Genomic DNA, 21,488 nt, shown 5'->3' with positions numbered 1-21,488 from the left:
CTAACTCTTTCAGAGTTTTCCACGCCTCGTTTCAGAACAAGATCAATACACTTGCGAGGCTCGGTTCGTCGTTGCCCGTGCGCCGTCAGGCGCCACAACCATAACAGTCTGCATCACGGCAACGGCGGGAAATGGAATACGCTTTCTCAAGGGACCCCGCGACTATCATGAAGTCTAAAAAACTCACGCTGTTCATCTTGCTCGGCATGGTGCTGGGCATCGCCACCGGCCTGATCGTGCGTTCCGGCACCTCCGACGCCGCCGGCCTTAAATCGTTCGTCGACAACATCAGCATGTTGACCGACATCTTCCTGCGCTTGATCAAAATGATCATCGCGCCGTTGGTCTTCACCACGCTTGTCGCCGGCATCGCTCGCATGGGTGACGCCAAGAGCGTCGGCCGTGTCGGCGGCAAGACGCTGATGTGGTTCATCTCCGCCTCGCTGTTGTCGCTGACGCTCGGCCTGATCATGGTCAACCTGCTGAAGCCGGGCGTAGCGGTCAATCTGCCGCTGCCCGATCTGCACGCCGATTCCGGCATCAAGGCCAGCGCCATGAGCGTCAAGGACTTCATCACCCACGCCTTCCCCAAGAGCGTGTTCGATGCCATGGCCAACAACGAGATCCTGCAGATCGTGGTGTTCTCGCTGTTCTTCGGCAGCGCCTGCGCCGCACTCGGTGAGCGCGCCAAGCTCTTGGTCGATCTGATGGACGTGGCCGCCCACGTGATGCTGAAAGTGACCGGCTACGTGATGATGGTTGCGCCGGTCGCCGTGTTTGCCGCGCTGGCCGCCACCGTCGCCAAGGATGGCCTGGCGATCCTCGGCACCTACGGCAAGTTCCTGGGCGAGTTCTACCTGTCGATTCTACTGTTGTGGACGGTCTTGATCGTGATCGGCAGTCTGTTCGTCGGGCCGCGCGTGTTGACGTTGGTGCGCTCGATCCGCGAACCGATCTTGCTCGCGTTCTCCACGGCCAGCTCGGAAGCCGCCTATCCGAAAACCCTGGAGCAGCTGGAGCGCTTCGGCGTTTCCAACAAAATCGCCAGCTTCGTGCTGCCGGTGGGCTATTCGTTCAACCTCGACGGCTCGATGATGTATTGCACCTTTGCCACCATCTTCCTGGCACAAGCATTCAACATCCCGCTGACGCTGACCCAGGAAATCACCATGCTGCTGATGTTCATGGTGACCTCCAAGGGCATGGCCGGCGTGCCGCGCGCCTCGCTGGTGGTGATCGCCGCCATGCTGCCGCAGTTCAACATCCCGGAAGCCGGCCTGCTGTTGATCCTCGGCATCGACCACTTCCTCGACATGGGCCGCTCCGCGACCAACGTCATGGGCAACTCGATCGCCACCGCCGTGGTGGCCAAGTGGGAGAACGAGCTCAAGAGCTGATCGCTCGGCAAGCCGACATGAATACGCCATGCCTCGGGGCATGGCGTTTTTTTTGACCCGGTGCGCGGCAAGCCTTGGCCTTCAGGCCGGGGGAAGGATAGCGCGGACGCCGCAGGCGTCCTTTGCGGCGGTCAGTGTGGCGTCTGCTGTTGCTCGATGTGTCGGATGATCTCAATGGGCGCTCCGCCACAGCGCCCGGCGGAGTAGGACGGCGACCACAGTGCACTACCCCACAGCTTCTTGCGGAGGCTCGGGTAGTTCTTCTTGCGGATCATGCGGCTGGAGACGCCTTTCAGGCTGTTTACCAGCGCCGACACGGCCACTTTCGGCGGATAGTTCACCCGCAGGTGAACGTGATCGTCTTCCCTGTTGAATTCCACCCGTTCCGCCTCGAAGTCGGCACAGACGCTGGTGAAGATGCTGCGAAGGTCGTCCAAGATGTTCTTGGTGAACACCTCTCGGCGGTATTTTGTCACGAAGACCAACTGGACATGCATCATAAAGAAACAGTGTCTTCCGTGCCGAATATCGTTGTCGTCGCTCATAGGCCTATATTATCCGCATGCAACGCCGCCAAGCCTTCAAATACGAACTGATGCCGACCGGCGACCAGCAGCGCGACATGCGCCGCTTCGCGGGTTCGTGCAGGTTCGTCTTCAATAAGGCACTCGCGTTGCAGAAGGAACGCTACGAGCAAGGTGAGAAGAGGCTCGGCTACGCCGAGTTGTGCAAGCTGCTCACCGAGTGGCGCAACGGCCCGGAAACACCGTGGCTCAAGGACGCGCCGACGCATCCACTGCAACAGACGCTCAAGGATTTGGCGCGGGCCTACACCAACTTCTTCGCCAAGCGGGCTGAGTTTCCGCGCTTCAAAAAGAAAGGCCAGTCCGACAGCTTTCGCTATCCCGACCCGAAGCAGATCAAGCTCGATCAGGTCAATTCCCGCCTCTTTCTGCCCAAGTTGGGCTGGCTGCGCTATCGCAACAGCCGCGAGGTGCTGGGCGAAGCGAAGAACATCACCGTCAGCCAGTGGTGCGGCAAGTGGTTCGTCAGCATCCAGACCGAGCGTGAGGTTGCGCAGCCGATCCCCAACGGCGGCGCGGTCGGCATCGACATGGGCATTGCCCGTTTCGCCACCCTGAGCGACGGCAGCTATCTTGTGCCGCTCAACAGTTTTAAACGGCACGAAAGCGCGCTGCGTAAGACGCAGCAGGCCATGAGCCGCAAGACCAAGTTCAGCAACAACTGGAAGAAAGCAAAAGCCCGCGTCCAGCGTATTCATGCCCGTATCGGCAATGCCCGCCGCGACTACCTGCACAAAGCCACGACAACAATCAGCCAAAACCACGCGATTGTCTGTATCGAGGATTTGAAGGTGCGGAACATGTCCAGGTCGGCGGCAGGCAGCACCGAGAAGCCGGGAAAGAACGTCCGGGCCAAGTCTGGCCTGAACAAAGCCATTCTCGATCAGGGCTGGTTCGAGTTCCGCCGTCAACTGGACTACAAGCTGGCATGGCGTGGCGGGCATCTCATTGCGGTACCGCCCCGCAATACCAGTCGCACCTGCCCGTGTTGTGGTCACGTCTCAGCGGATAATCGGCAGACACAAGCCCAGTTCGAGTGCGTGGAATGCGGCTACGAAAACAACGCCGACATAGTTGGCGCGATCAATGTACTAAGGGCGGGACACTCCCGGTTAGCCTGTGCAGATACTTCGCCTGAAGTCAGGGCGTCGGGCCAGGAACCCACCGAAGCGACTATACAGACTAGCGTATAGCGCCGTAGGAATCCCCCTCCTTCCCGGTCTCGAGACCGGCGCGCGTTAGCGAGAGCTGGGGGAGGATGTCAACGGACACAGACTCAGCCGCGCGCGAGGCCCGAGAGCTGGGCGCGCAGCCAGGTCTCGGCGGCGCCCTCGTTATCGAACACCTCCATCGGACCGATGTCTTGATAGACGCTGTGCAGCACGGCGCCCATCACGCTTCGGCCCGCCAACTCCGGCGACATCACCCAAGCCGTTGCCGCCCGCCCTTCGCGGCGGATATCGCGCAAGGCGGCGGCGCGCAACGCCAGTAGCGCCTCCGGCACGCATTCGGCGGACGCCAACGCCACCACGATCAGCCCCCAAGGTTCCGGTAACGGTTTCACGGCACGCGCCTCCTCGAAGTACTCGCGCGCCGCCCGCACCCGTTCCGCGTCCCAAGGCCCCACGACATACAACCAGGCGAGCGCGCCGCTTTGGCGGCTCCATACCTGGCTTCCCGCTGGCACGAACATTTTTCTATCCTTTAATTTATTCTTATTTGACAATACATTACATTTGCATTTTTTGCTGCCGGCACGCGCCATGGGGCAAAACACCGGTTCCCAGGTGTTTCATAGCGAAAAACACATTGACAATGAATGTCCCAATCCTTAGAATGCGTCTCTCACTGAGCAGCGGAGAGGTGCCGGAGAGGCCGAACGGCCCTGACTCGAAATCAGTGGAGGATGCAAGTCCTACGTGGGTTCGAATCCCACCCTCTCCGCCAGTGACCAACATGAAAGCCCTGAGAAATCAGGGCTTTTTTGTTTTTGGATTTTGAATCAAAAACATCGCACATCAATGGCTTGCTTGTGGTACCATTATTTAGTACCATAAAACAATGAAACGCAAACACCAAGCCACACTCGCTCTGCTTTTCAAACGGCCAGTCAGCGGCAACATTCGCTGGAGCGAGATCGAGGCCTTGATGCAAGAGCTAGGGGCCCAGATCATCGAGCGCGAGGGTTCTCGCATCGCGGTGGTCTTATTTGGTCAGGTCAAGGTGTTCCACCGTCCCCACCCCTCGCCGGAAACCGACAAGGGGGCAGTGGAAAGCGTTCGCAAATGGCTAGATGCAAACGGAGTGAGACCATGAACAACATCATGACCATCGACGGCCATAAGGCCGTCATTGCCTACGATCCGGATATTCAGCTGTTCCGTGGTGAATTCGTCGGCCTGAACGGCGGCGCCGACTTCTACGCCACCGATGTGGCAGGGCTGGAAGCGGAAGGCCGCGCTTCGCTGCAAGTATTCCTGGATATCTGCAAGGCACAGGGCATCGAGCCGTACAAGGCCTACTCGGGCAAGTTCAATGTACGTATCCCGCCAGAATTGCACGCGGAATCGGCCCAAGCGGCGGCAGCGTCCGGCATGAGTTTGAACGATTGGGTACGCGGTGCGATCGATCACGAACTGCACGCGGGATGACCTTACTCCCCCTAAGTCCCCAAGCCCTGAGAAATCAGGGCTTTTTTGTTTCTCCGCCTCCCGGCATGGCAACGCGCAACCATTGCCAAATGGGCCCGATCGGCAGAGAACGCGTATAATCGCACCCCCAACTACGTTTTCGGCGCGTCCCGTGTCTGATCATTCCCCCTCGTCCGTCGTCATCATCGGCGGCGGCCCCGCCGGACTCATGGCGGCTGATGCGCTCAGCCTTGCCGGCGTGCAGGTCGACGTTTACGACGCGATGCCTTCGCTCGGCCGCAAATTGCTGCTAGCCGGCATCGGCGGCTTGAACATTACCCACAGCGAAGGCTTCGATGCCTTCTGCGCGCGCTATGGCGACCGTCAACCCGCTTTGCAGCCGATGCTCGACCGTTTCGGGCCGCAGGCGCTGCGCGCGTGGGTACACGCTCTGGGCATCCAAACCTTCGTCGGCAGTTCGGGGCGCGTGTTTCCACGCGAAATGAAAGCCGCCCCGTTGTTACGGGCCTGGCTGCATCGTCTGCGCAGCCGCGGCGTGCGTCTCCATGTCCGCCATCGCTGGCTGGGCTGGGATGAGCATGGCGCTTTGCGCTTGGTCGGACCAGACGGCGAATTGACGCTCAAGCCGCACGCAACCGTATTGGCGCTGGGCGGCGCCAGTTGGCCGAAACTGGGATCGGATGGCGCCTGGGTGCCCTGGCTACAAGCGCGCGGCGTGGCGGTCGCTACGCTGGAAAGCGCCAATTGCGGTTTCGAGCTGCCTTGGAGCGCGCATCTGCGCGACAAATTCGCCGGCACCCCACTCAAATCGGTGGCATTGTCGTTCACCGACCGGCATGGTCAGACCGTGCGCCGCCAGGGCGAAATGGTGATCAGCGCGTATGGCGTGGAAGGCAGCCTGATTTATGCTTTTTCGCGGCCACTGCGCGAAACGCTGAAGGCGACAGGCAGCGCCACCTTCTTCTTGGATCTGGCGCCCGGCTACGATGTAGAACGCGTGCAAGCCGAAGTCCTTCATCCGCGTGGATCGCGCTCGATCTCCAGTCATCTGCAAAGCCGTTTAGGGCTCGGCGGTATCAAGACAGCCTTGTTGTACGAGCAATTGGGCAAGGCGGGCATGGCAGACGCGGGCAAGCTGGCGGCCGCGATCAAGGCCTTGCCGATCACGGTGCGCGCGACACGCCCCATCGATGAAGCGATCAGCAGCGCGGGCGGCGTGGATTTCTCCGATCTCGACGCCAACCTCATGCTGACCGCGCTGCCAGGTGTGTTTGTCGCCGGCGAAATGATCGACTGGGAGGCGCCGACCGGCGGCTACCTGCTAACGGCGTGTTTTGCGACCGGGCAGTGGGCTGGGCAGGCGGCGCAGGCGTGGCTGCGCGCCGACACGCCGTCGCGCTGAACACCAAGCACACCATCAAAAAAGCCGAGTCCCATCATTCGGGACTCGGCCTCTCTCATCACCGCGGGGCATCGCCCTCGTCAAAAAACCAAATCAATGCCTTAGTTGTGCCACCACGAAAGTCTCGTTGGTAGGTACTTTAACGTACTCAGGAAGATTGTCAGTGACATGAGAGAATGCGGCCTGATAGGCGGCGGGCGTGCGGCTCAAAAGCCGATCGAGATAAATTTCCGATCGCTGATACATAAAGTAAGGCTCATGACAGATAACATCCAACCCGCACTGATTAAACAGCTGATTGAGCGCATTCCTTGTCCAATAAGTAAGATGTTCAATAGGCTTATAATAATAGGGAATGACGCTTTCGGCGTCGACGGTGGTAATGACCATCTTGCCTTTACTGTTGAGTTTTTTAGATAACTCTTCTATCAATGAGGCCGGATTCTTTAGGTGTTCAAGCACGCCCCACAAAGTGATGAAACCAAATTTCTTGATAGGCAAAGCATCCATGCTTTTGAAGATCCGGCTGGACCTGTTTTCCTTGAAGTCCACCCCATAGCACTTCTCTCCGGCGACTTCGACGAATTCGCCGCCCCCCGTGCCGAAATCCAACGTATATTCATCTTCAGAGAAATCGAATTTTCTTAGAATCTCCACATTTTTTTTAGCATTTAAATATGTAACATCCTCCGGCGCTTTGAAATCAGAATATTTCTGATAAAACGTAGCGAGCTCTTGATCGCTTGGCATTGGGTTTGTATATTCCAAGCCACAGTTGTTACATATATAAATATTAAAATTCTTAATAGATAAATGATAATTTCCAGAATAACAACCACAAACAGGACAGCGACAATTCATTTTATTTCTCTATTACCGGCAACTTGAAAATTTATTATTAATAACGTACCTGAACGAATAATTTTTATATATAAATTAATTCCGTATCGCGCCTTCCCCCAAGGTGATCATGACTTCCCAAGTCAATAAGCAAATAACACTTTACTTATATTATATCAAAACATAAAAATAGAACAGCACTTCATAAGCAAATGCTATGAAACAGCATACCAAACACACCTTTCGCTGCCGCCAATCACAGTTGCTCACCCTCCCCATGGATGACCGATGGATGCATAATAGGCGTTTATAGATCAATAACATCAAACGGATGTGTCACTCAATCACTTGCGAAAGGGTCGACATGACGGAAGACATAGCGGGGTGCAGCATTCGCAGGTTAAGGCCTGAAGACGAGCAGTCGTTCCTCATGGCCGTTGAACGTTGGACAGGCGCGCGCAGCGCCCCCTTCGCGCCGGGCTACGAGCCCACGCTCGCTTTCGGGGCATACCTCGATCTATTGGGTGCGCAAGAGAAAGGGCAGGCCTTGTCGCCGAGCTTGGTACCGTTTACCGTGCTGTTCGGATTTATCGGCTCGATCATCGTTGGGCGCATCACGCTCCGGCACCGGCTCAATGCGCGGTTCGACCGGGTTGGCGGGCATATCGGCTATAGCGTCTTGCCCGAGTACCGCAAGCGAGGGGTGGCGCGCAGCATGCTGACGCAGACCCTGCCGCGGGCCAGAGCACTCGGCCTGGGCCGCGTGCTGCTGACCTGCGACGACGACAATATCGGCTCCTACAAGGTCATCGAACGTTGTGGCGGCGTACTGGAAAACAAGATCGAGGTCGATACGGATTTCGGCCCACGGCTTAAGCGCCGTTATTGGATCGCCCTGTAATGCCCCCGCAATGTCACAGCACCGCGGCTTCAGATAGACAGGCGGCCAAACCTGTGTCCCCGGGATCCATGAGCTGCCAGTCTTCAGCACCCGCTCAAAAAACGAAGCCCGTCACGCGATGAAGTAGTGTCCCTGCGCCATATCGTCCAGTAGCCCAGCCTCTTCCGGCCGCCAACCGAGCTCGGCCTGCGTGCGCGCGCTCGACGAGGGGCAATCGAGGGCGAAGAAGTGGCCGATCCAGCCGAAATGGTCGTCGATCTGTTCGCCGGTTTTGCTCTCCAGCGGCAGGCCTAGCTTCTGGGCGATGACCGTGGCGATGTCGCGCGCCGGCACGCCCGCGTCCCCCACACCATGGTAACAATGCCCACCGACACCCTTCTCCACCGCCAAACGGAACAAGCGTGCGGCATCGAGGCGATGTACCGCCGCCCAACGATTCTGCCCGTCTCCGACATAGGCCGCGGCACCCTTGTCGCGCGCCAGCGCGATCAGCCGCGGCACGAATCCGTGAACATCGCCATCGCCATGCACCGAGGGCGGCAGCCGTACCACCGAGGCGCGCACGCCACGCTCGGCCAAGCCCAGGGCGAGGGTTTCCGACGGGGCGCGAAAGGCGGCGACACCGGTCGGCGTGGCCATGTCGGCTTCAGTGCTGACGCGCCCTGGCGAGAGCAAGGCGGTGCCGGAAGTGATGACCAAGGGCCGGCCCGAACCGGCCAGCACGTCACCGATCGCCGTGATGGCGTGACGGTCGGCGGCGCCGGAAGCCGCCAGATCGGCAAAATTGTGGATGAAGGCGGTGTGCACCACACCGTCGCTATCGGCGGCGCCACGGCGCAGGCTGTCGAGGTCTTCCAGCGAGCCGCGCAGCACGGCGGCCCCCATGGCGGCCACCGTCGCCGCGGCCGCATCGGAGCGCGCGAGCCCCAACACCTGATGGCCATGGGCAAACAATTCCTTCACGAGGGCGGTGCCGATAAAGCCGGAGGCGCCGGTTACAAAGATACGCATAACGTTCTCCTTGGGTATAGACACCTGTCATTGTGGCGCCTAATCTATCCAGGTAAAGCCGTGACGTTATACGGGTATAATGATTAACAGGCAGACGATGGAACATTGCGACGACAACCCGCTAGGCGCCTACCTGCGCGACCGGCGCGAAAAACTCGATCCTGCGGCATTCGGCTACCCGCCGTCGCGCCGGCGCACGCCAGGGCTTAGGCGCGAGGAAGTGGCGCAACGCGCCAACGTCAGCGCCACTTGGTACACCTGGCTGGAACAGGGCCGCGGCGGCGCGCCGTCCGCCGAGGTATTGGAGCGCATCGCCCGCGCGCTGATGCTATCCGAGGCGGAGCGCGAGCATCTGTTTCTGCTGGCCTTGGGCCGTCCTCCCGAGGTGCGCTACCAGACTGCCGAAGGCGTCTCGCCGAGGCTGCAACGCATGCTCGACGCGCTGGGCGCCTGCCCGGCCTATATCATGACTTACACCTGGGACGTGGTGGCCTGGAACCGTACCGCCGCCCTGGTGCTGACCGATTACGGCCAACTGGAACCCAAGCAGCGCAATATCTTGCGCCTGCTGTTCTGCCACCCGCACGTCCGCACCAAGCCACGGGATTGGGAAAGCATGGCGCGCTTTGTCGTGGCGGCATTCCGCGGCGACGTGGTGCGCGCCGGCGCCGGCGGCCAAGTGCGTGAATTGGTCGACGAACTGAGCCGTTCGAGCCCGGAATTCGATGCCATGTGGCGCGAACATGACGTGCGCAGCGTTTACGACGAACGCGCCAAACAGATCGTGCACCCGCAGGCCGGGCTCATTGGCCTGGAATACTCGGCCTTCGCCGTCAACGGCCGGCCCGATCTGTGCCTGGTGATTTTCAACCCGGCCACCGCGGAGGACGCCGAGCGCATTCAAGCGCTGTTGCAGCCGCCGCGGGTCGGCGTTCAATGAAAGGGGAGAGTGCATGATCGTCGGAGGTTGTCTTTGTGGCGGGGTGCGCTACCAGTATGACGGCGAGATCGAGGAGATCTCGCTGTGCCATTGTTCGATGTGCCGCAAGGCGCAGGGCTCGGCCTACGTGGCGGTGAGCCCCATCGAAGCCGGCCGCTTTCGTATCCTGCGGGGGCAGGCGCTACTCAAGGCCTATCGCGCGGTGCCAGAGAAAGCGCGGGTCTTCTGTTCCGAGTGTGGCAGCCCGATCTACAGCGCCAACGACCGATTACCCGGCGTGATCCGCCTGCGCCTGGGCACGGTGGAAACACCGTTTACCTGTGCCAACGCCTACCACGCTTTTGTCGATTCGAAAGCCGAGTGGGACCTCATTGCCGACGGCCTGCCGCAATACGCCGAACGCCGGCCGTTGAATCAGGAGACGAAGTGAGTCATTCCGATCTGCTGCCGTCTTTGCTCACTGAGATTGCCGGCTGCCGCCTATGCGCCAACCAGCTGCCGCACACGCCGCGCCCGGTGGTCGTCGCCGACCGGCGCGCGCGCATTCTCATTGCCGGCCAAGCGCCGGGGCGCAAGGTTCACGACAGCGGCATTCCCTGGAACGATGCCAGCGGCAAGCGCTTGCGCGAGTGGCTTGGCGTGACGCCGGAAATATTCTACGACCCGTCGCGATTCGCTATCGTGCCGATGGGTTTTTGCTTTCCGGGAACCGGCCGCAGCGGCGATCTCCCACCCCGGCCGGCGTGCCGCCAAACCTGGCACCCGCGCCTGCTGCCGATGCTGCCCGATCTTCGTCTGACGCTGGTCATCGGTCAGTACGCGCGCGACTACCACCTGCCGCAACGCGCCGGTGAAACGTTGTCCGCCACGATTGCCGACTGGCGGACCATGGCGCCGGCACTGTTTCCCCTACCCCACCCGAGTCCACGCAACCAGCTTTGGCTCAAGCGTCATCCGTGGTTTACCGACGACCTGCTGCCGGTGCTGCGCGCCGAGGTGCGCCGCGTGCTGATGCAGGACGGGGCGTGATCAGCGTTTCTTACGGCGAAGGAACCACATCGCCGTGGCGCCGAAACAACCGCCGACCACCGACGAAATCACCAAACGCACCCAATCCATGGTTTGAACGCCCTCTGCGCCGCGCATCACCATCATGCTATTGAGGATGATGAACAACAGCGACAGCAGCAGACTCTGGCGGATGAAATAAGGACGGAACGCCGGAACGGCCGGCGTGGCGACGGGTTGTTTCATGCTGGGACTTTCCAAAAATAGCGGCGACAACGGATCGTGTCGCCGCCATTCTACCGCCGGCGCCGGGCAAGGTACTGCAATGGATCAATCTTCCGCCAGTCGAGGCGCCACATCGAAACGGCGCGCAGCCGCCCAAATGGCAAACCCAGCCACGCTGACGGCGGCGCCGGCCGCCACCACGCCGCCCCAGCCTGCGGCGCCGAAGGCCCAGGCGGACAGCAGCGAGCCGCCTGCCATGCCGATGAAGTTGCAGGTCATGTAGGCGGCGTTGAGCCGGTTATGCGCGGTGGCGGCCAAGCGATAGATCGCGTTCTGATTGCTCACGTGCACCGCCTGCACCACCCAATCGAGAAGCAACACGCCAAGCAACAACGCCCACAGCGAATGGCCGGCAAACGCTAGCGGCAGCCACGACAACACCAGACCCGCGAGCGCCAATGTGGTGGCACGGCTCCCATGGCCCTTATCCGCCAAGCGGCCGGTCAATGAGGAGGAGGCGGCGCCAACCGCGCCCACCAGACCGAACAGGCCGATCGACGCGCTCGACATCGTGTAAGGCGGTGCGGACAGCAAGAAGGCCAGCGACGTCCAAAACACGCTGAAAGCGCCAAAAGCCGCCATGCCGAGCGATGCGCGCAACTGCAAGCGGCGCTCGCCGGCAAGCAAGTTCAGCACGGAAAGCAACAAGCCGGGGTAAGTCAATCCGGCGCTCAAACGGTAGCGCGGCAACTGGCGCGCCAACACCACGGTCATCAGCATCAACACGGCAAAACCCACCCAGTAGATGGTGCGCCAGCCCGACAGGCTCGCCAGTAAACCGGCAGCGGTGCGTGCCAACAAAATGCCCAGCAGAAGGCCACTCATCACCGTGCCGACCGCTTTGCCGCGCCGTGCCGGATCGGCCAGCGTCGCGGCAAATGGCACCAATATCTGTGCCACCGCCGAGCAGAGGCCACTCATCAACGTGCCGAGCAGGAAAACCGTCGTTGACGTCGACAATGCGCAGATCAACAGGCCAAGCGCGGTCAGCGCCGACAGCGCTGCAATCAGTCGACGCCGCTCCAACAGGTCGCCCAACGGCACGATCAAGAATAAGCCCAACGCGTAGCCGATCTGAGCCACCGTCACGATCCCCCCGGCACCGGCCGTATCGAGGTGAAATTCAACCGCCATCGCCGGCAACAGCGGCTGAGCGTAATAGATGCTGGCCACGGCCAGCCCACAGGCCGCAGCCATCCATCCCGTCAGCAACGGGGTCAATCGCGCCTGCTGCGTATCGGTATGCATGAATCGTCCTCCGAGGTTGCACTCGACCCATCTCCAGCTTAGCCACCGCCCGCACGCCGACACAGAGGAACGTTCTTATTTTCACACACACAACAATCGCAAAATAATCAATAGGTTATATACAACCCAGTTCAAAATGACAAATATCTCGCCATCAAGTTCATTTACTTTTGGTAAACAATTTATCGATCAATGGCATATTTATTGTTCTTACTAGTACAAGTACAGTACGTATCAAACGTCACCCCCGTGACGCCAATCGAACAACGAAGGAGTAAACAATGAAAACCTTGACCATGATGATCGCCCTGTTGACCGTTTCGACCGCCGCGCTGGCAGAGAGCCACTACATTCCCCGCCAGACTCAGGCCGCATTGGCCCAGGCACAAGCGACGCAGAACAATACGCCAGCTGCAACCGACACCACCGAGAGCAACACGCAAGCGGTTCCGGTACATAGCAACTACACCCGCCATTAAGCCCTTCGAAAAGAAAACGGCCCGCGTGATGTGAACTGCCCCCAATAAGTTGGACAGTTTGCAGCTAGGCTCGCAAGGCCTGAGTTCTGTACCTCACAGGACTCAGGCCTTTTAGTTTGAGCTTGATACGCTCATGGTTGTAATAGTGGATGTATTTCCGAATGCCCGCCTGTAATGCGTCGATACTCTCGAAGCGATTCAGGTAGAAGAACTCCGATTTCAGCGTGCCAAAGAAGCTCTCCATCGCGGCATTGTCCAGGCAGTTTCCCTTGCGCGACATACTCTGGGTTAGGCCATGAGACGCGAGTTGGCGCCGGCAGGCATCTGGTATTGCCATCCCTGATCAGAGTGCAGTAATGGCGCATCACGGTTTGTCAGTTTAGCAAACGCCTTTTGGAGCATTTTGCCAACCAAGGGAAAGTGCGGTCGCGCTTGCATCTCGTAGGCGACGATCTCCCCGTTGTAGAGATCCAGCACCGGCGAAAGGTAAAGCTTTTCCCCTCGCACATTGAACTCGGTCACATCGGTCACCCACCATTGGTTCGGTCGGTCTGCCTGAAACTGCCTATTCAGCACGTTCGGCACGTCAACGTGGCAACCACCCCGGTAGGATCGGTACTTCTTGGCCATGCTGGCGATAGCTTGCCACCCACTGCCGGATACTGGTCCTGCCAACCTTGTACTTAGCCCCCTGCACCCTGTACCCCATTGCCCCAGCTAGATACCCCTGAACGACGGCTCGTTTGAAATCTTCATCATGTTTTGCCGTGAAAAACACCCCAAAGGTTGGAACGGTGTCCAACTCTTGGGGTGCAGTTCATCTACGCTGAGGGTGTTTTCGTTGGGAACGTTTAGGATTTATCTCATATCTGCTGCGAAAGAGCCGGAATAACCTTCATTTTGGCGATAAAGACAAACGCGCCAAATATGATCAATTCAAATCAAGAATGGAAATTCATCATGAACATCATCAAGAATACCCTGCTGTCGGCAGCACTGCTGGCTGTCTCCGCCACCGCCATGGCCTATGACAAAGATATCCCGGCGCCGCGCCACACCCCGTCCGTGTCGCAAGCGCAAGACGCCTCCTCGGCGAACGGCGCATCGGCGGTGGACGCCGGCAACTAACACCTTTGGCGCAATGCACGCGCATTGCGCCAGCCCCTCTCTACCGTACCGGTCACTGGCACGTCAACAGGCCGGCACGCCCTCCGGCGCCGCGCCGGTCGTGGGCGCAACCGCGACACACGGCGTATCGGCGCGATAACGCTGCGCCCTATCCACCAGCCACTGCATAAACGTCTGCAGCGCCGCCGAGGTGCTCTTGCGCTCCGGATAGACCAAGTAATAGCCGCGATCGCTCTTCATCGTATGCGCGCACGGCACCACCAGTTCGCCCGATGACAATTCGTCCAGCACGAAAAAGCGCGGCACCAGCGCGACCCCCAAACTGGCACGCGCCGCTTCCACCAGCATGGAAAACAGCTCATAACGCGGGCCGCGCATGGCATTGATATCGGCGATATGCAGCATATCGAACCACTGGTGCCAGGCATCCGGACGTGCCGACTGGTGCAGCAGCGTAAAACGCTTCAGGTCGTGCGGGTCGAGCGGCAGCGTCTCTTTCTCCAGCAGCTTCGGGCTGCACACCGGCACGATTTCCTCGCCAAATAGATATTCCGCCACCGCACCCGGCCATACCGGATCGCCAAAGTGGATGGCCGCATCAAACGGCGTGTCGGTAAACATGAACGGCTCGGCGCGCGTGGTCAGGTTGAGCGTGACGTCCGGATAGAGCGTATTGAACTCGCCCAGGCGCGGAATCAGCCAACGTGTTGCAAAAGTGGGAATCACCGCCAACTCCAGCACACCGCCCGAACCCTGAAAGGCCATGACGGACAAGGTGTCGCGTTCCAGGCGCGCCAAATGTTCGCGCACTTGCTTGGCGTATTGCTGGCCGGCGTCGGTCAGGCTGATGCGTTTCTTGATGCGGTTGAACAATGCCACGCCCAAGTATTGTTCCAACCCGGCGATCTGCCGGCAGACGGCACTCTGCGTCAACGACAACTCGGCCGCCGCCCGGGTAAAGCTCAAGTGGCGCGCGGCAGTTTCAAAAGCGATCAGCACGTCGGTGCCGGGAATCTTGCGGCGCATGGCTTATGCCCTCCTCGCCCACTTTCTGCAGCGAATGACTTGTGCCTTCAAACATACCCAATCCGCACAGATCATTCCAAAAATGCACTATGTAGTGATTTTATATCGTTTGCTTCATGGATGGGAACTAACAAAAATGAGCGTAACAGAAGTATTCGAGTTTGCTCATATAGAGTTCATGCTTGCGGCGCACTAACCGATGTTTTTTAAGCATAGATAGAGCAAACCCGAGTGCTGCGAATTTTAGGTAACAGCCAGACATATCACTAGGGAGATTTGTCATGCAAGAAACCATCGTAATCGGCGTCATCGGCTCCGATTGTCATGCGGTCGGCAACAAGATTCTGGAAAACGTCTTCGCCCGCGCCGGCTTCAACGTCATCAACCTCGGCGTGATGGTCAGCCAAGACGAATACATCGACGCCGCGATCGAAACCAACGCCCGCGCCATTCTGGTGTCGTCGATCTACGGCCACGGCGAGATCGACTGCATCGGCATGCGCGATCGCTGCACCGAACGCGGCCTGGACGGCATCCCGCTGTTCGTCGGCGGCAATCTGGTGATCGGCAAGCGCGAGTTCAAGGATGTGGAAGTGATCTTCAAGGGCATGGGCTTTGACCGCGTGTTCGGCCCGGACGTCGACCTGCAGCACGTCGTCGACTGCCTGCACCAAGATATCGCCGTCTACAACCGCGAACATCTGGCTGTCGAGGCCGCAGCATGAAAACCGTCTCCATCGATATCGGCTCCACCTGGACAAAGGGTGCGTTGTTCGAGGTCGGGGATCGAGATCTGCAACTGATCAAACGGACGGTCTTCCCGACCACCGTGCAACACCTGGCGGACGGCTTCTACCAAGTGCTCAATGCCTTGTTGGATGACGCCCATGCCATCGATCGCGTTCGTTCGGGCGAGATCACGCTGAACTATTCGTCGTCGGCCAAAGGCGGGCTGGCGGTCGCCGCGCTGGGGCTCGTGCCCAGCATCACGCTGGAGTCGGCGCGCGTTGCCGCCTACTCGGCCGGCGCCAAGATCACCCAAGTGTTCGCCTACCGCATGAACCGTTCGGACATCCGGGCGCTGGAAGCCAACCCGCCGGACATTCTGTTGTTCGCCGGCGGCACCGACGGCGGCCATTTCGACACCATCCGCCACAATGCCGCGCTGCTGGCCTCGTCCGCGCTCGACTGTTCGATCGTGTACGCCGGCAACCGCGCGGTACAGGACGAAGTCACCGACTTGTTGGGCGACAAAGACCTGGTCGTGGTGGAAAACGTGCTGCCGGCGCTTGACCAGCAGAATCCGGACCCGGCCCGCGAGGCGATGCGCACGATCTTCCTGTCGCGCATCGTCAAGGGCAAGGGTCTGGACGAGATTATCGCCGCCACCGGCTCCGAACCGGTGCCCACGCCCTATGCGGTGTACGAGTTCACCCGCCACATTCAGGAACATGTGCCGGGTTGGGACGACTTCATCCTGCTCGACATGGGCGGCGCCACCACCGACGTCTACTCGTCGCACGACCAATGCCCGCCCCCGGGCGCAGTGCAACGCGGGCTGCCCGAGCCGCTGATCAAGCGCACCGTCGAGGGCGACCTGGGCATGCGCGTGTCGGCCGAAGCGGTGAGCGAAACCGGCGACACGCTGATTGCCGAGCATCTTGCACACGATCCGGCGCAAATCGCCGCCTTCCACGACTATGTGGCCAAGGTGACGGCCGAACCGGATTATCTGCCGCAAGACGGCCAGGGCAAGCATTTCGACACGCTGTTGGCCGGCGCCTGCGCCGCCTACGCCTGTGAACGCCATGCCGGCCGCTCGACCCAGGTCTACACGCTCGACGGCACGGTGGACGTGCTGACCGGACGCGATTTGACCGGGGTGAAAAAGGTGATCGGCTCCGGCGGCTGGCTCGCCAATAGTCCGGACTTCGACGTCAGCGCCTGGATCAGTGAACGCAAGGTCGACGGCAAGGGCAAAACCGTGCTCCTGCCCGCCACGGTCGAGTACTACCGCGATGCGCAATATCTCTTTCCGCTCTTAGCCAACGTGGCAAGAAACTACCCAGAAGCGGCCGCCTTGACCGGTGTTGCGCTGCTGGCGCAATCATGATTGGAAATACGATGGAACTGCAAAACAAAAAAATCGAGCTGCCGGATTTTCTGGCGGAACGTGAACAGGTCCTGACGACCTGGCCGACCGGCAAGGACGTGAAGTTCGCCGACGGCGTCAAGTATCAGGAATCCCTGCCCGAACACAAGCGTTTTGCCGCGGTGCTGAAGAAGGCCGATCAAGAAGGCAAGACGCTGTCGCAACCGCGCGCCGGCGTCGCGCTGGTCGACGAACACATCGCACTGCTGCAAGGTCTGCAGACCGCCTGCGACCTGCTGCCCTCCACCATCGACGCCTACACCCGCCTGAACCGCTACGACGAAGCCGCCAAGGGCATCGCCAAGTCGCGCGAGGCCGGCACGTCGCTGCTCAATGGCTTCCCGGCGGTCAACCACGGTCTGGCCGAATGCCGCCGCGTGGTGGAAGCGGTCGACAAGCCGGTGCAAGTGCGCCACGGCACGCCGGATGCGCGCCTGTTGGCGGAAATCACGCTCGCCGGCGGCTTCAGCGCCTACGAAGGCGGCGGCATCTCCTACAATATTCCGTATGCCAAGAAGGTCTCGCTGGAAAGATCGATTCGCGACTGGCAATACTGCGACCGCCTGGTCGGCCTGTATGAAGAACACGGCATCCGCATCAACCGCGAACCGTTCGGCCCGTTGTCCGGCACACTGGTTCCGCCGTTCATGTCTCACGCGGTCGCCATCATCGAAGGCTTGCTGGCGCTGGAGCAAGGTGTCCGCTCGATCACCGTCGGCTACGGCCAGGTGGGCAACATCGTACAAGACATCGCCGCCATCCGTTCGCTGCGCGCACTGGCTGACGAATACTTCCGCGCCGCCGGCTTCGACGATTTCGAACTGACCACGGTGTTCCACCAATGGATGGGCGGCTTCCCGGAAAACGAAGCCATGGCCTTCTCGGTCATCTCCTGGGGCGGCGCCATCGCCGGCATGTCTGGCGCGACCAAGGTCATCGTCAAGACCCCGCACGAAGCGCGCGGCATTCCGACCATGGAAGCCAACCGCCAGGGTCTGAACGCCACCCGTCAGATCCTCAACATGGTGCAGGACCAAGTCTTCCCGGCCAGCGACGCGCTGGCATTCGAAGTCGAGCTGATCAAGCGCGAAGTGCGCGCGGTGATGAGCAAGGTGTTCGAACTGGGCGAAGGCGACATCGCCGTCGGCACGGTTCGCGCCTTTGAAGCGGGCGTTTTGGACGTCCCGTTCGCTCCCGCCGCCTGCAACGCCGGCAAACTGCTGCCGGTACGCGACAACCACGGCGCGGTGCGCGTCTTCGAGGCCGGCCAAGTGCCGCTGCCGGAAGACGTACTGACTCTGCATCGCGATCTCATCGCCGAACGCGCGCGCGCCGAAGGCCGCGAACCGTCGTTCCAGATGGTCGTCGACGATATTTACGCAATTTCCAAGAGCACCCTGATCGGGAGACCGGCAAAATGAAAATCGTTCGTGCCCTGTTCGTAGCAGGCTATTCCTCTTTCTATTTCGATGACCAACAGGCGATCAAGAACGGCGCCGGCCACGATGGCTTTAACTATACCGGCGCGCCGGTGACTCCGGGCTTCCGCGCCGTGCGTCAGGCCGGCGAGTGCGTCTCGGTGCTGCTGCAGCTGGAAAACGGCGCCATGGCGGTGGGCGATTGCGCCGCCGTGCAATACTCCGGCGCCGGCGGCCGCGATCCGCTGTTCCTGGGCGAACAGTTCGTGCCGTTCCTGGAGCAGCATATCAAGCCGCTGCTGGAAGGCCGCGACGTGTCGACCTTCCTCGGCAACGCACGCTACTTCGACAACCTGCAAGTGGAAGGCAAGCGCCTGCACACCGCGATCCGCTACGGCCTGACCCAGGCGCTGTTGGACGCCACCGCGCTCGCCACCAACCGCATCAAGGCCGAGGTGATCTGCGACGAGTACAAGCTGCCGGTGGTCGCCGAGCCGATTCCTTTGTTCGGTCAGAGCGGCGACGACCGCTACATGGCGGTCGACAAGATGATCATCAAGGGCGTCGACGTGCTGCCGCACGGCCTGATCAACAACGTGGAAGAAAAGCTGGGCTTCAAGGGCGAAAAGCTGCAAGCCTACGTCAAGTGGCTCGCCGACCGCGTCAAGCAACTGGCGCCCGACGCCAGCTACCGCCCGGCGCTGCACATCGACGTGTACGGCACCATCGGCCTGATCTTCGATAACGACCCGGTGCGCGTGGCACAGTACATCGCGGGTCTGGAAGACTTCGCCGACGGTTTGGAACTGTACATCGAAGGTCCGGTGGACATGGGCGAGAAACAAGCTCAAATCGCTTGCCTGGGCAAGATCACCGCCGAACTGACCCGCATGGGCTCGCCGGTCAAGATCGTCGCCGACGAATGGTGCAACACCTACGAAGACATCGTCGACTTCACCGATGCCAAGTGCTGCCACATGGTACAGATCAAGACGCCGGACCTGGGCGGCATCCACAACATCGTCGACTCGGTGCTGTACTGCAATCAGCGCGGCATGGAAGCCTACCAAGGCGGCACCTGCAACGAAACCGACGTCAGCGCCCGCACTTGCGTCCACCTGGCCGTGGCCGCCCGTCCGATGCGCATGCTGATCAAGCCGGGCATGGGTTTCGACGAAGGGCTGAACATCGTCTACAACGAAATGCATCGCACGATCGCCCAACTGAAGGCGAAAGGGAGCGCAAAGTGAAACCCGCATTCAAGATCCTGTCGCCTACCGCGATTCTGGGTTATGGCTTCCCGGAAGAAAGTTTCCGGCGCGCCATCGCAGAAAAACCCGATCTGATCGCCGTTGATGGCGGTTCCAGCGACCCCGGCCCGTACTACCTGGGCGCGGGCAAGGCCTTTACCGACCGCACCGGGGTCAAGCGCGACCTGCGCTTCATGATCACCGAGGGCGTGAAGAACGGCATTCCGGTGGTGATCGGCACTGCCGGCGGTTCCGGCGCCGAGCCGCACTTGGAATGGTGCCGCCAGATCATTCTGGAAATCGCCGCCGAGGAAAAGCTGTCGTTCAAGATGGCGGTGATTCCGACCGACGTGTCGAAAGACGTGGTGCATGCCGCGCTCGACGCCGGCAAGATCGAATCGCTGCCGTTCGTGCCCGAACTCACGCACGAAGCCATCGATGCCACCACCAATCTGGTGGCGCAGATGGGCGTGGAGCCGTTCATCGCCGCGCTCAAGGCTGGCGCTGAAGTCGTGCTGGGCGGCCGTGCCTACGACCCGTCCTGCTTCGCCGCCCTGCCGATCATGCTCGGTTACGACGAAGGCCTGGCGCTGCATTGCGGCAAGATCCTGGAGTGCGCGGCCATCGCCGCCACCCCGGGCTCGGGCTCCGACTGCGCCATGGGCATCCTGGACGAAACCGGCTTTGTGCTGAAAACCTTCTCGGACGAGCGCAAGTTCACCCCCGAGTCGGCCGCGGCGCACACGCTGTACGAGAAGTCCGACCCCTACATGCTGCCCGGCCCGGGCGGCGTGCTGAACCTGCGCGAATGCAAGTTCGAGGACATCGGCAACGGTCAGGTGCGCGTCACCGGCTCGCGCCACGAACATACGCCGTACAAGGTCAAGCTGGAAGGCTCGCGCCCGGTCGGCTATCGCACCGTGGCGATCGCCGGGGTGCGCGACCCGATCATGATCCAATCGATCGAGTCGATCCTGAAGGCGGTGCGCGAACGCGTCGAGAAAAACCTTGGCGCCAACGCCGATGCGCGCGTGTTCTTCCATATCTATGGCAAGAACGGCGTGATGGGCGATTTGGAGCCGGTCAAGCAAACCCAGACGCACGAACTGGGCATCGTGGTCGAAGTCGTGGCCCCCACCCAGGAAGCGGCCGACACGGTCTGCTCGCTGACGCGCTCGACGTTGCTGCACTACGGCTACCCGGGCCGCGTGGCCACCGCCGGCAACCTGGCGCTGCCGTTCTCGCCGTCGGATATTCGCGCCGGCGTGGTGTATGAATTCTCGGTTTATCACTTGATGGATCTGCCGCAAGAGGACCTGTTCCCCTTCCATATGCAGCAGGTCACCCCGCAAGGAGCCACGGCATGAAACACGGCATTCTCGACATCGCGCGCGTCGTGCGCTCGAAGAACTCCGGGCCGTTTGAGCTGGTGCTCGACATTATGTTCAAAGACCGTCAGATCTTCGAAACGCTGCGTGAAACCAAGCAGATCACCAAGGAACGCGTCGCCGAAGCCTACGGCATCGCCCCGGCGGACATCCAGAACATTGTCTGGTTTGCCCCGGCCCACGCGGTCAAGGTGGTGATGCACCGTCGCATCATTTCCGGCGCGCCGGGCGACTCCGACGTGTACGGCGCTCAGCAGCACGCGCCGCTCTTGGGATTGACCTTCGAGCTGTAATCCAAGAGCGCGGGCCATCCGGTCCGCGCTTTTTTATTTGCCTTTCAGTCACTTAGACGACCTCGTCTCCTCCGCGCCACACCCCCT

General features: G+C 60.5%; 24 protein-coding genes, 1 tRNA gene and 1 pseudogene. 18 read left to right on the top strand and 8 right to left on the bottom strand.

The features are described 5' to 3' along the window. The first annotated feature begins 167 nt into the window (after positions 1 to 167). Complete coding sequence (locus JOZ06_RS12005; protein WP_293232699.1) at positions 168 to 1,397, top strand: dicarboxylate/amino acid:cation symporter; 1,230 nt, start codon at positions 168 to 170, stop codon at positions 1,395 to 1,397. A 131-nt stretch (positions 1,398 to 1,528) separates the two neighbouring features. On the opposite strand, the gene tnpA is transcribed toward JOZ06_RS12005, so the two are convergent. Then, positions 1,529 to 1,942, bottom strand: a complete 414-nt coding sequence (gene tnpA, locus JOZ06_RS12000) for an IS200/IS605 family transposase (RefSeq protein ID WP_293232697.1) — start codon at positions 1,940 to 1,942, stop codon at positions 1,529 to 1,531. Between the two features lie 17 nt (positions 1,943 to 1,959). Here tnpA and JOZ06_RS11995 point away from each other — a divergent pair, with 17 nt between their 5' ends. After that, positions 1,960 to 3,174, top strand: a complete 1,215-nt coding sequence (locus JOZ06_RS11995) for a transposase (protein WP_293232695.1) — start codon at positions 1,960 to 1,962, stop codon at positions 3,172 to 3,174. An 83-nt stretch (positions 3,175 to 3,257) separates the two neighbouring features. Here the strand turns inward: JOZ06_RS11995 and JOZ06_RS11990 are convergent, their stop codons facing one another. Next, the gene (locus JOZ06_RS11990; RefSeq protein WP_293232693.1) at positions 3,258 to 3,674 is read right to left on the bottom strand and encodes a hypothetical protein; all 417 of its coding nucleotides are present in this window, start codon (positions 3,672 to 3,674) and stop codon (positions 3,258 to 3,260) included. A 164-nt stretch (positions 3,675 to 3,838) separates the two neighbouring features. Here JOZ06_RS11990 and JOZ06_RS11985 point away from each other — a divergent pair. The 4 genes from JOZ06_RS11985 to JOZ06_RS11970 all read left to right on the top strand — a co-directional run bounded on the left by JOZ06_RS11985 (position 3,839) and on the right by JOZ06_RS11970 (position 6,034). After that, a tRNA-Ser gene (locus JOZ06_RS11985) sits at positions 3,839 to 3,928 on the top strand. A 114-nt stretch (positions 3,929 to 4,042) separates the two neighbouring features. Continuing rightward, positions 4,043 to 4,297: a type II toxin-antitoxin system HicA family toxin gene (locus JOZ06_RS11980; RefSeq protein ID WP_293232691.1), complete on the top strand. Its 255-nt coding sequence runs from the start codon at positions 4,043 to 4,045 to the stop codon at positions 4,295 to 4,297. After that, entirely contained in the window at positions 4,294 to 4,632 is a 339-nt protein-coding gene (locus JOZ06_RS11975; protein ID WP_293232689.1) for a type II toxin-antitoxin system HicB family antitoxin, read from the top strand. The genes JOZ06_RS11980 and JOZ06_RS11975 overlap by 4 nt, the downstream gene beginning before the upstream one ends. Before the next feature lie 151 nt (positions 4,633 to 4,783). After that, entirely contained in the window at positions 4,784 to 6,034 is a 1,251-nt protein-coding gene (locus JOZ06_RS11970; protein ID WP_293232688.1) for a TIGR03862 family flavoprotein, read from the top strand. A gap of 93 nt (positions 6,035 to 6,127) precedes the next feature. On the opposite strand, the gene JOZ06_RS11965 is transcribed toward JOZ06_RS11970, so the two are convergent. Beyond that, positions 6,128 to 6,784, bottom strand: a complete 657-nt coding sequence (locus JOZ06_RS11965) for a class I SAM-dependent methyltransferase (protein WP_293232686.1) — start codon at positions 6,782 to 6,784, stop codon at positions 6,128 to 6,130. Between the two features lie 520 nt (positions 6,785 to 7,304). Here JOZ06_RS11965 and JOZ06_RS11960 point away from each other — a divergent pair. Beyond that, the gene (locus JOZ06_RS11960) at positions 7,305 to 7,775 is read left to right on the top strand and encodes a GNAT family N-acetyltransferase (protein WP_293232684.1); all 471 of its coding nucleotides are present in this window, start codon (positions 7,305 to 7,307) and stop codon (positions 7,773 to 7,775) included. A gap of 111 nt (positions 7,776 to 7,886) precedes the next feature. Here the strand turns inward: JOZ06_RS11960 and JOZ06_RS11955 are convergent, their stop codons facing one another. Next, positions 7,887 to 8,786, bottom strand: coding sequence for an SDR family oxidoreductase (locus tag JOZ06_RS11955; protein ID WP_293232682.1), 900 nt, complete (start codon positions 8,784 to 8,786; stop codon positions 7,887 to 7,889). A 97-nt stretch (positions 8,787 to 8,883) separates the two neighbouring features. On the opposite strand from JOZ06_RS11955, the gene JOZ06_RS11950 reads away from it, so the two are divergent. The 3 genes from JOZ06_RS11950 to JOZ06_RS11940 are packed head-to-tail and all read left to right on the top strand — an operon-like array spanning position 8,884 to position 10,755. Further along, positions 8,884 to 9,726 carry a helix-turn-helix transcriptional regulator gene (locus JOZ06_RS11950; RefSeq protein WP_293232680.1) on the top strand — a complete coding sequence of 281 codons (843 nt, stop codon included), beginning with the start codon at positions 8,884 to 8,886 and terminating at the stop codon, positions 9,724 to 9,726. 13 nt (positions 9,727 to 9,739) lie between these two features. Beyond that, positions 9,740 to 10,156, top strand: coding sequence for a GFA family protein (locus JOZ06_RS11945; protein WP_293232678.1), 417 nt, complete (start codon positions 9,740 to 9,742; stop codon positions 10,154 to 10,156). Beyond that, positions 10,153 to 10,755 (top strand): uracil-DNA glycosylase family protein, encoded by a 603-nt coding sequence (locus JOZ06_RS11940; RefSeq protein WP_293232676.1) that lies wholly within the window; start codon positions 10,153 to 10,155, stop codon positions 10,753 to 10,755. Before JOZ06_RS11945 ends, JOZ06_RS11940 begins: the two co-directional genes overlap by 4 nt. Here the strand turns inward: JOZ06_RS11940 and JOZ06_RS11935 are convergent, their stop codons facing one another. Beyond that, positions 10,756 to 10,980: a hypothetical protein gene (locus JOZ06_RS11935; protein WP_293232674.1), complete on the bottom strand. Its 225-nt coding sequence runs from the start codon at positions 10,978 to 10,980 to the stop codon at positions 10,756 to 10,758. Between the two features lie 84 nt (positions 10,981 to 11,064). Beyond that, positions 11,065 to 12,267, bottom strand: a complete 1,203-nt coding sequence (locus JOZ06_RS11930; protein ID WP_293232672.1) for an MFS transporter — start codon at positions 12,265 to 12,267, stop codon at positions 11,065 to 11,067. Positions 12,268 to 12,548: 281 nt separating this feature from the next. Here JOZ06_RS11930 and JOZ06_RS11925 point away from each other — a divergent pair, with 281 nt between their 5' ends. Next, a complete protein-coding gene (locus JOZ06_RS11925; protein ID WP_293232670.1) occupies positions 12,549 to 12,746 on the top strand; it encodes a hypothetical protein in 198 nt (65 codons plus the stop codon). 64 nt (positions 12,747 to 12,810) lie between these two features. Here JOZ06_RS11925 and JOZ06_RS11920 read toward each other — a convergent pair. Next, positions 12,811 to 13,370, bottom strand: a pseudogene (locus JOZ06_RS11920) (IS3 family transposase); the annotation flags it as partial. 336 nt (positions 13,371 to 13,706) lie between these two features. On the opposite strand from JOZ06_RS11920, the gene JOZ06_RS11915 reads away from it, so the two are divergent. Next, positions 13,707 to 13,874, top strand: a complete 168-nt coding sequence (locus tag JOZ06_RS11915; protein ID WP_293232668.1) for a hypothetical protein — start codon at positions 13,707 to 13,709, stop codon at positions 13,872 to 13,874. Positions 13,875 to 13,937: 63 nt separating this feature from the next. Here the strand turns inward: JOZ06_RS11915 and gcvA are convergent, their stop codons facing one another. Continuing rightward, entirely contained in the window at positions 13,938 to 14,900 is a 963-nt protein-coding gene (gene gcvA, locus JOZ06_RS11910; protein ID WP_293232666.1) for a transcriptional regulator GcvA, read from the bottom strand. A 281-nt stretch (positions 14,901 to 15,181) separates the two neighbouring features. Between gcvA and glmS the strand changes: the two genes are divergently transcribed. From glmS to JOZ06_RS11880, 6 genes are read left to right on the top strand one after another with little or no spacing between them, the layout of a single operon-like run. Beyond that, positions 15,182 to 15,625: a methylaspartate mutase subunit S gene (gene glmS, locus JOZ06_RS11905; RefSeq protein ID WP_293232664.1), complete on the top strand. Its 444-nt coding sequence runs from the start codon at positions 15,182 to 15,184 to the stop codon at positions 15,623 to 15,625. Beyond that, a complete protein-coding gene (gene glmL, locus JOZ06_RS11900; protein ID WP_293232662.1) occupies positions 15,622 to 17,013 on the top strand; it encodes a methylaspartate mutase accessory protein GlmL in 1,392 nt (463 codons plus the stop codon). Before glmS ends, glmL begins: the two co-directional genes overlap by 4 nt. A gap of 11 nt (positions 17,014 to 17,024) precedes the next feature. Then, positions 17,025 to 18,473, top strand: a complete 1,449-nt coding sequence (locus JOZ06_RS11895; RefSeq protein WP_293232660.1) for a methylaspartate mutase subunit E — start codon at positions 17,025 to 17,027, stop codon at positions 18,471 to 18,473. Beyond that, positions 18,470 to 19,720, top strand: coding sequence for a methylaspartate ammonia-lyase (locus tag JOZ06_RS11890; RefSeq protein WP_293232658.1), 1,251 nt, complete (start codon positions 18,470 to 18,472; stop codon positions 19,718 to 19,720). Before JOZ06_RS11895 ends, JOZ06_RS11890 begins: the two co-directional genes overlap by 4 nt. Then, entirely contained in the window at positions 19,717 to 21,087 is a 1,371-nt protein-coding gene (locus JOZ06_RS11885) for an acyclic terpene utilization AtuA family protein (protein ID WP_293232656.1), read from the top strand. Before JOZ06_RS11890 ends, JOZ06_RS11885 begins: the two co-directional genes overlap by 4 nt. Continuing rightward, a complete protein-coding gene (locus JOZ06_RS11880; RefSeq protein ID WP_293232654.1) occupies positions 21,084 to 21,401 on the top strand; it encodes a DUF4387 domain-containing protein in 318 nt (105 codons plus the stop codon). The genes JOZ06_RS11885 and JOZ06_RS11880 overlap by 4 nt, the downstream gene beginning before the upstream one ends. Positions 21,402 to 21,488 lie beyond the last annotated feature (87 nt).

It is taken from the genome of Paludibacterium sp., assembly GCF_019232825.1.
In the GTDB taxonomy this organism is placed as follows: Bacteria; Pseudomonadota; Gammaproteobacteria; order Burkholderiales; family Chromobacteriaceae; genus Paludibacterium.
Note: the sequence above shows the minus strand (reverse complement) of the source record. Positions and strands in the feature narration are given on the sequence as shown.

Excerpts from the sequence above, each read along its gene's own strand:
- JOZ06_RS11935 (WP_293232674.1), bottom strand. The coding sequence starts at position 10,980 with ATGAAACAACCCGTCGCCACGCCGGCCGTTCCGGCGTTCCGTCCTTAT.
- JOZ06_RS11975 (WP_293232689.1), top strand. The coding sequence starts at position 4,294 with ATGAACAACATCATGACCATCGACGGCCATAAGGCCGTCATTGCCTAC.
- JOZ06_RS11950 (WP_293232680.1), top strand. The coding sequence starts at position 8,884 with ATGGAACATTGCGACGACAACCCGCTAGGCGCCTACCTGCGCGACCGG.
- JOZ06_RS12005 (WP_293232699.1), top strand. The coding sequence starts at position 168 with ATGAAGTCTAAAAAACTCACGCTGTTCATCTTGCTCGGCATGGTGCTG.
- JOZ06_RS11945 (WP_293232678.1), top strand. The coding sequence starts at position 9,740 with ATGATCGTCGGAGGTTGTCTTTGTGGCGGGGTGCGCTACCAGTATGAC.
- JOZ06_RS11925 (WP_293232670.1), top strand. The coding sequence starts at position 12,549 with ATGAAAACCTTGACCATGATGATCGCCCTGTTGACCGTTTCGACCGCC.
- JOZ06_RS11895 (WP_293232660.1), top strand. The coding sequence starts at position 17,025 with ATGGAACTGCAAAACAAAAAAATCGAGCTGCCGGATTTTCTGGCGGAA.
- JOZ06_RS11890 (WP_293232658.1), top strand. The coding sequence starts at position 18,470 with ATGAAAATCGTTCGTGCCCTGTTCGTAGCAGGCTATTCCTCTTTCTAT.
- JOZ06_RS11960 (WP_293232684.1), top strand. The coding sequence starts at position 7,305 with ATGGCCGTTGAACGTTGGACAGGCGCGCGCAGCGCCCCCTTCGCGCCG.
- JOZ06_RS11980 (WP_293232691.1), top strand. The coding sequence starts at position 4,043 with ATGAAACGCAAACACCAAGCCACACTCGCTCTGCTTTTCAAACGGCCA.
- tnpA (WP_293232697.1), bottom strand. The coding sequence starts at position 1,942 with ATGAGCGACGACAACGATATTCGGCACGGAAGACACTGTTTCTTTATG.
- JOZ06_RS11965 (WP_293232686.1), bottom strand. The coding sequence starts at position 6,784 with ATGCCAAGCGATCAAGAGCTCGCTACGTTTTATCAGAAATATTCTGAT.
- gcvA (WP_293232666.1), bottom strand. The coding sequence starts at position 14,900 with ATGCGCCGCAAGATTCCCGGCACCGACGTGCTGATCGCTTTTGAAACT.
- JOZ06_RS11990 (WP_293232693.1), bottom strand. The coding sequence starts at position 3,674 with ATGTTCGTGCCAGCGGGAAGCCAGGTATGGAGCCGCCAAAGCGGCGCG.
- JOZ06_RS11915 (WP_293232668.1), top strand. The coding sequence starts at position 13,707 with ATGAACATCATCAAGAATACCCTGCTGTCGGCAGCACTGCTGGCTGTC.
- glmL (WP_293232662.1), top strand. The coding sequence starts at position 15,622 with ATGAAAACCGTCTCCATCGATATCGGCTCCACCTGGACAAAGGGTGCG.
- glmS (WP_293232664.1), top strand. The coding sequence starts at position 15,182 with ATGCAAGAAACCATCGTAATCGGCGTCATCGGCTCCGATTGTCATGCG.
- JOZ06_RS11955 (WP_293232682.1), bottom strand. The coding sequence starts at position 8,786 with ATGCGTATCTTTGTAACCGGCGCCTCCGGCTTTATCGGCACCGCCCTC.
- JOZ06_RS11995 (WP_293232695.1), top strand. The coding sequence starts at position 1,960 with ATGCAACGCCGCCAAGCCTTCAAATACGAACTGATGCCGACCGGCGAC.
- JOZ06_RS11880 (WP_293232654.1), top strand. The coding sequence starts at position 21,084 with ATGAAACACGGCATTCTCGACATCGCGCGCGTCGTGCGCTCGAAGAAC.
- JOZ06_RS11930 (WP_293232672.1), bottom strand. The coding sequence starts at position 12,267 with ATGCATACCGATACGCAGCAGGCGCGATTGACCCCGTTGCTGACGGGA.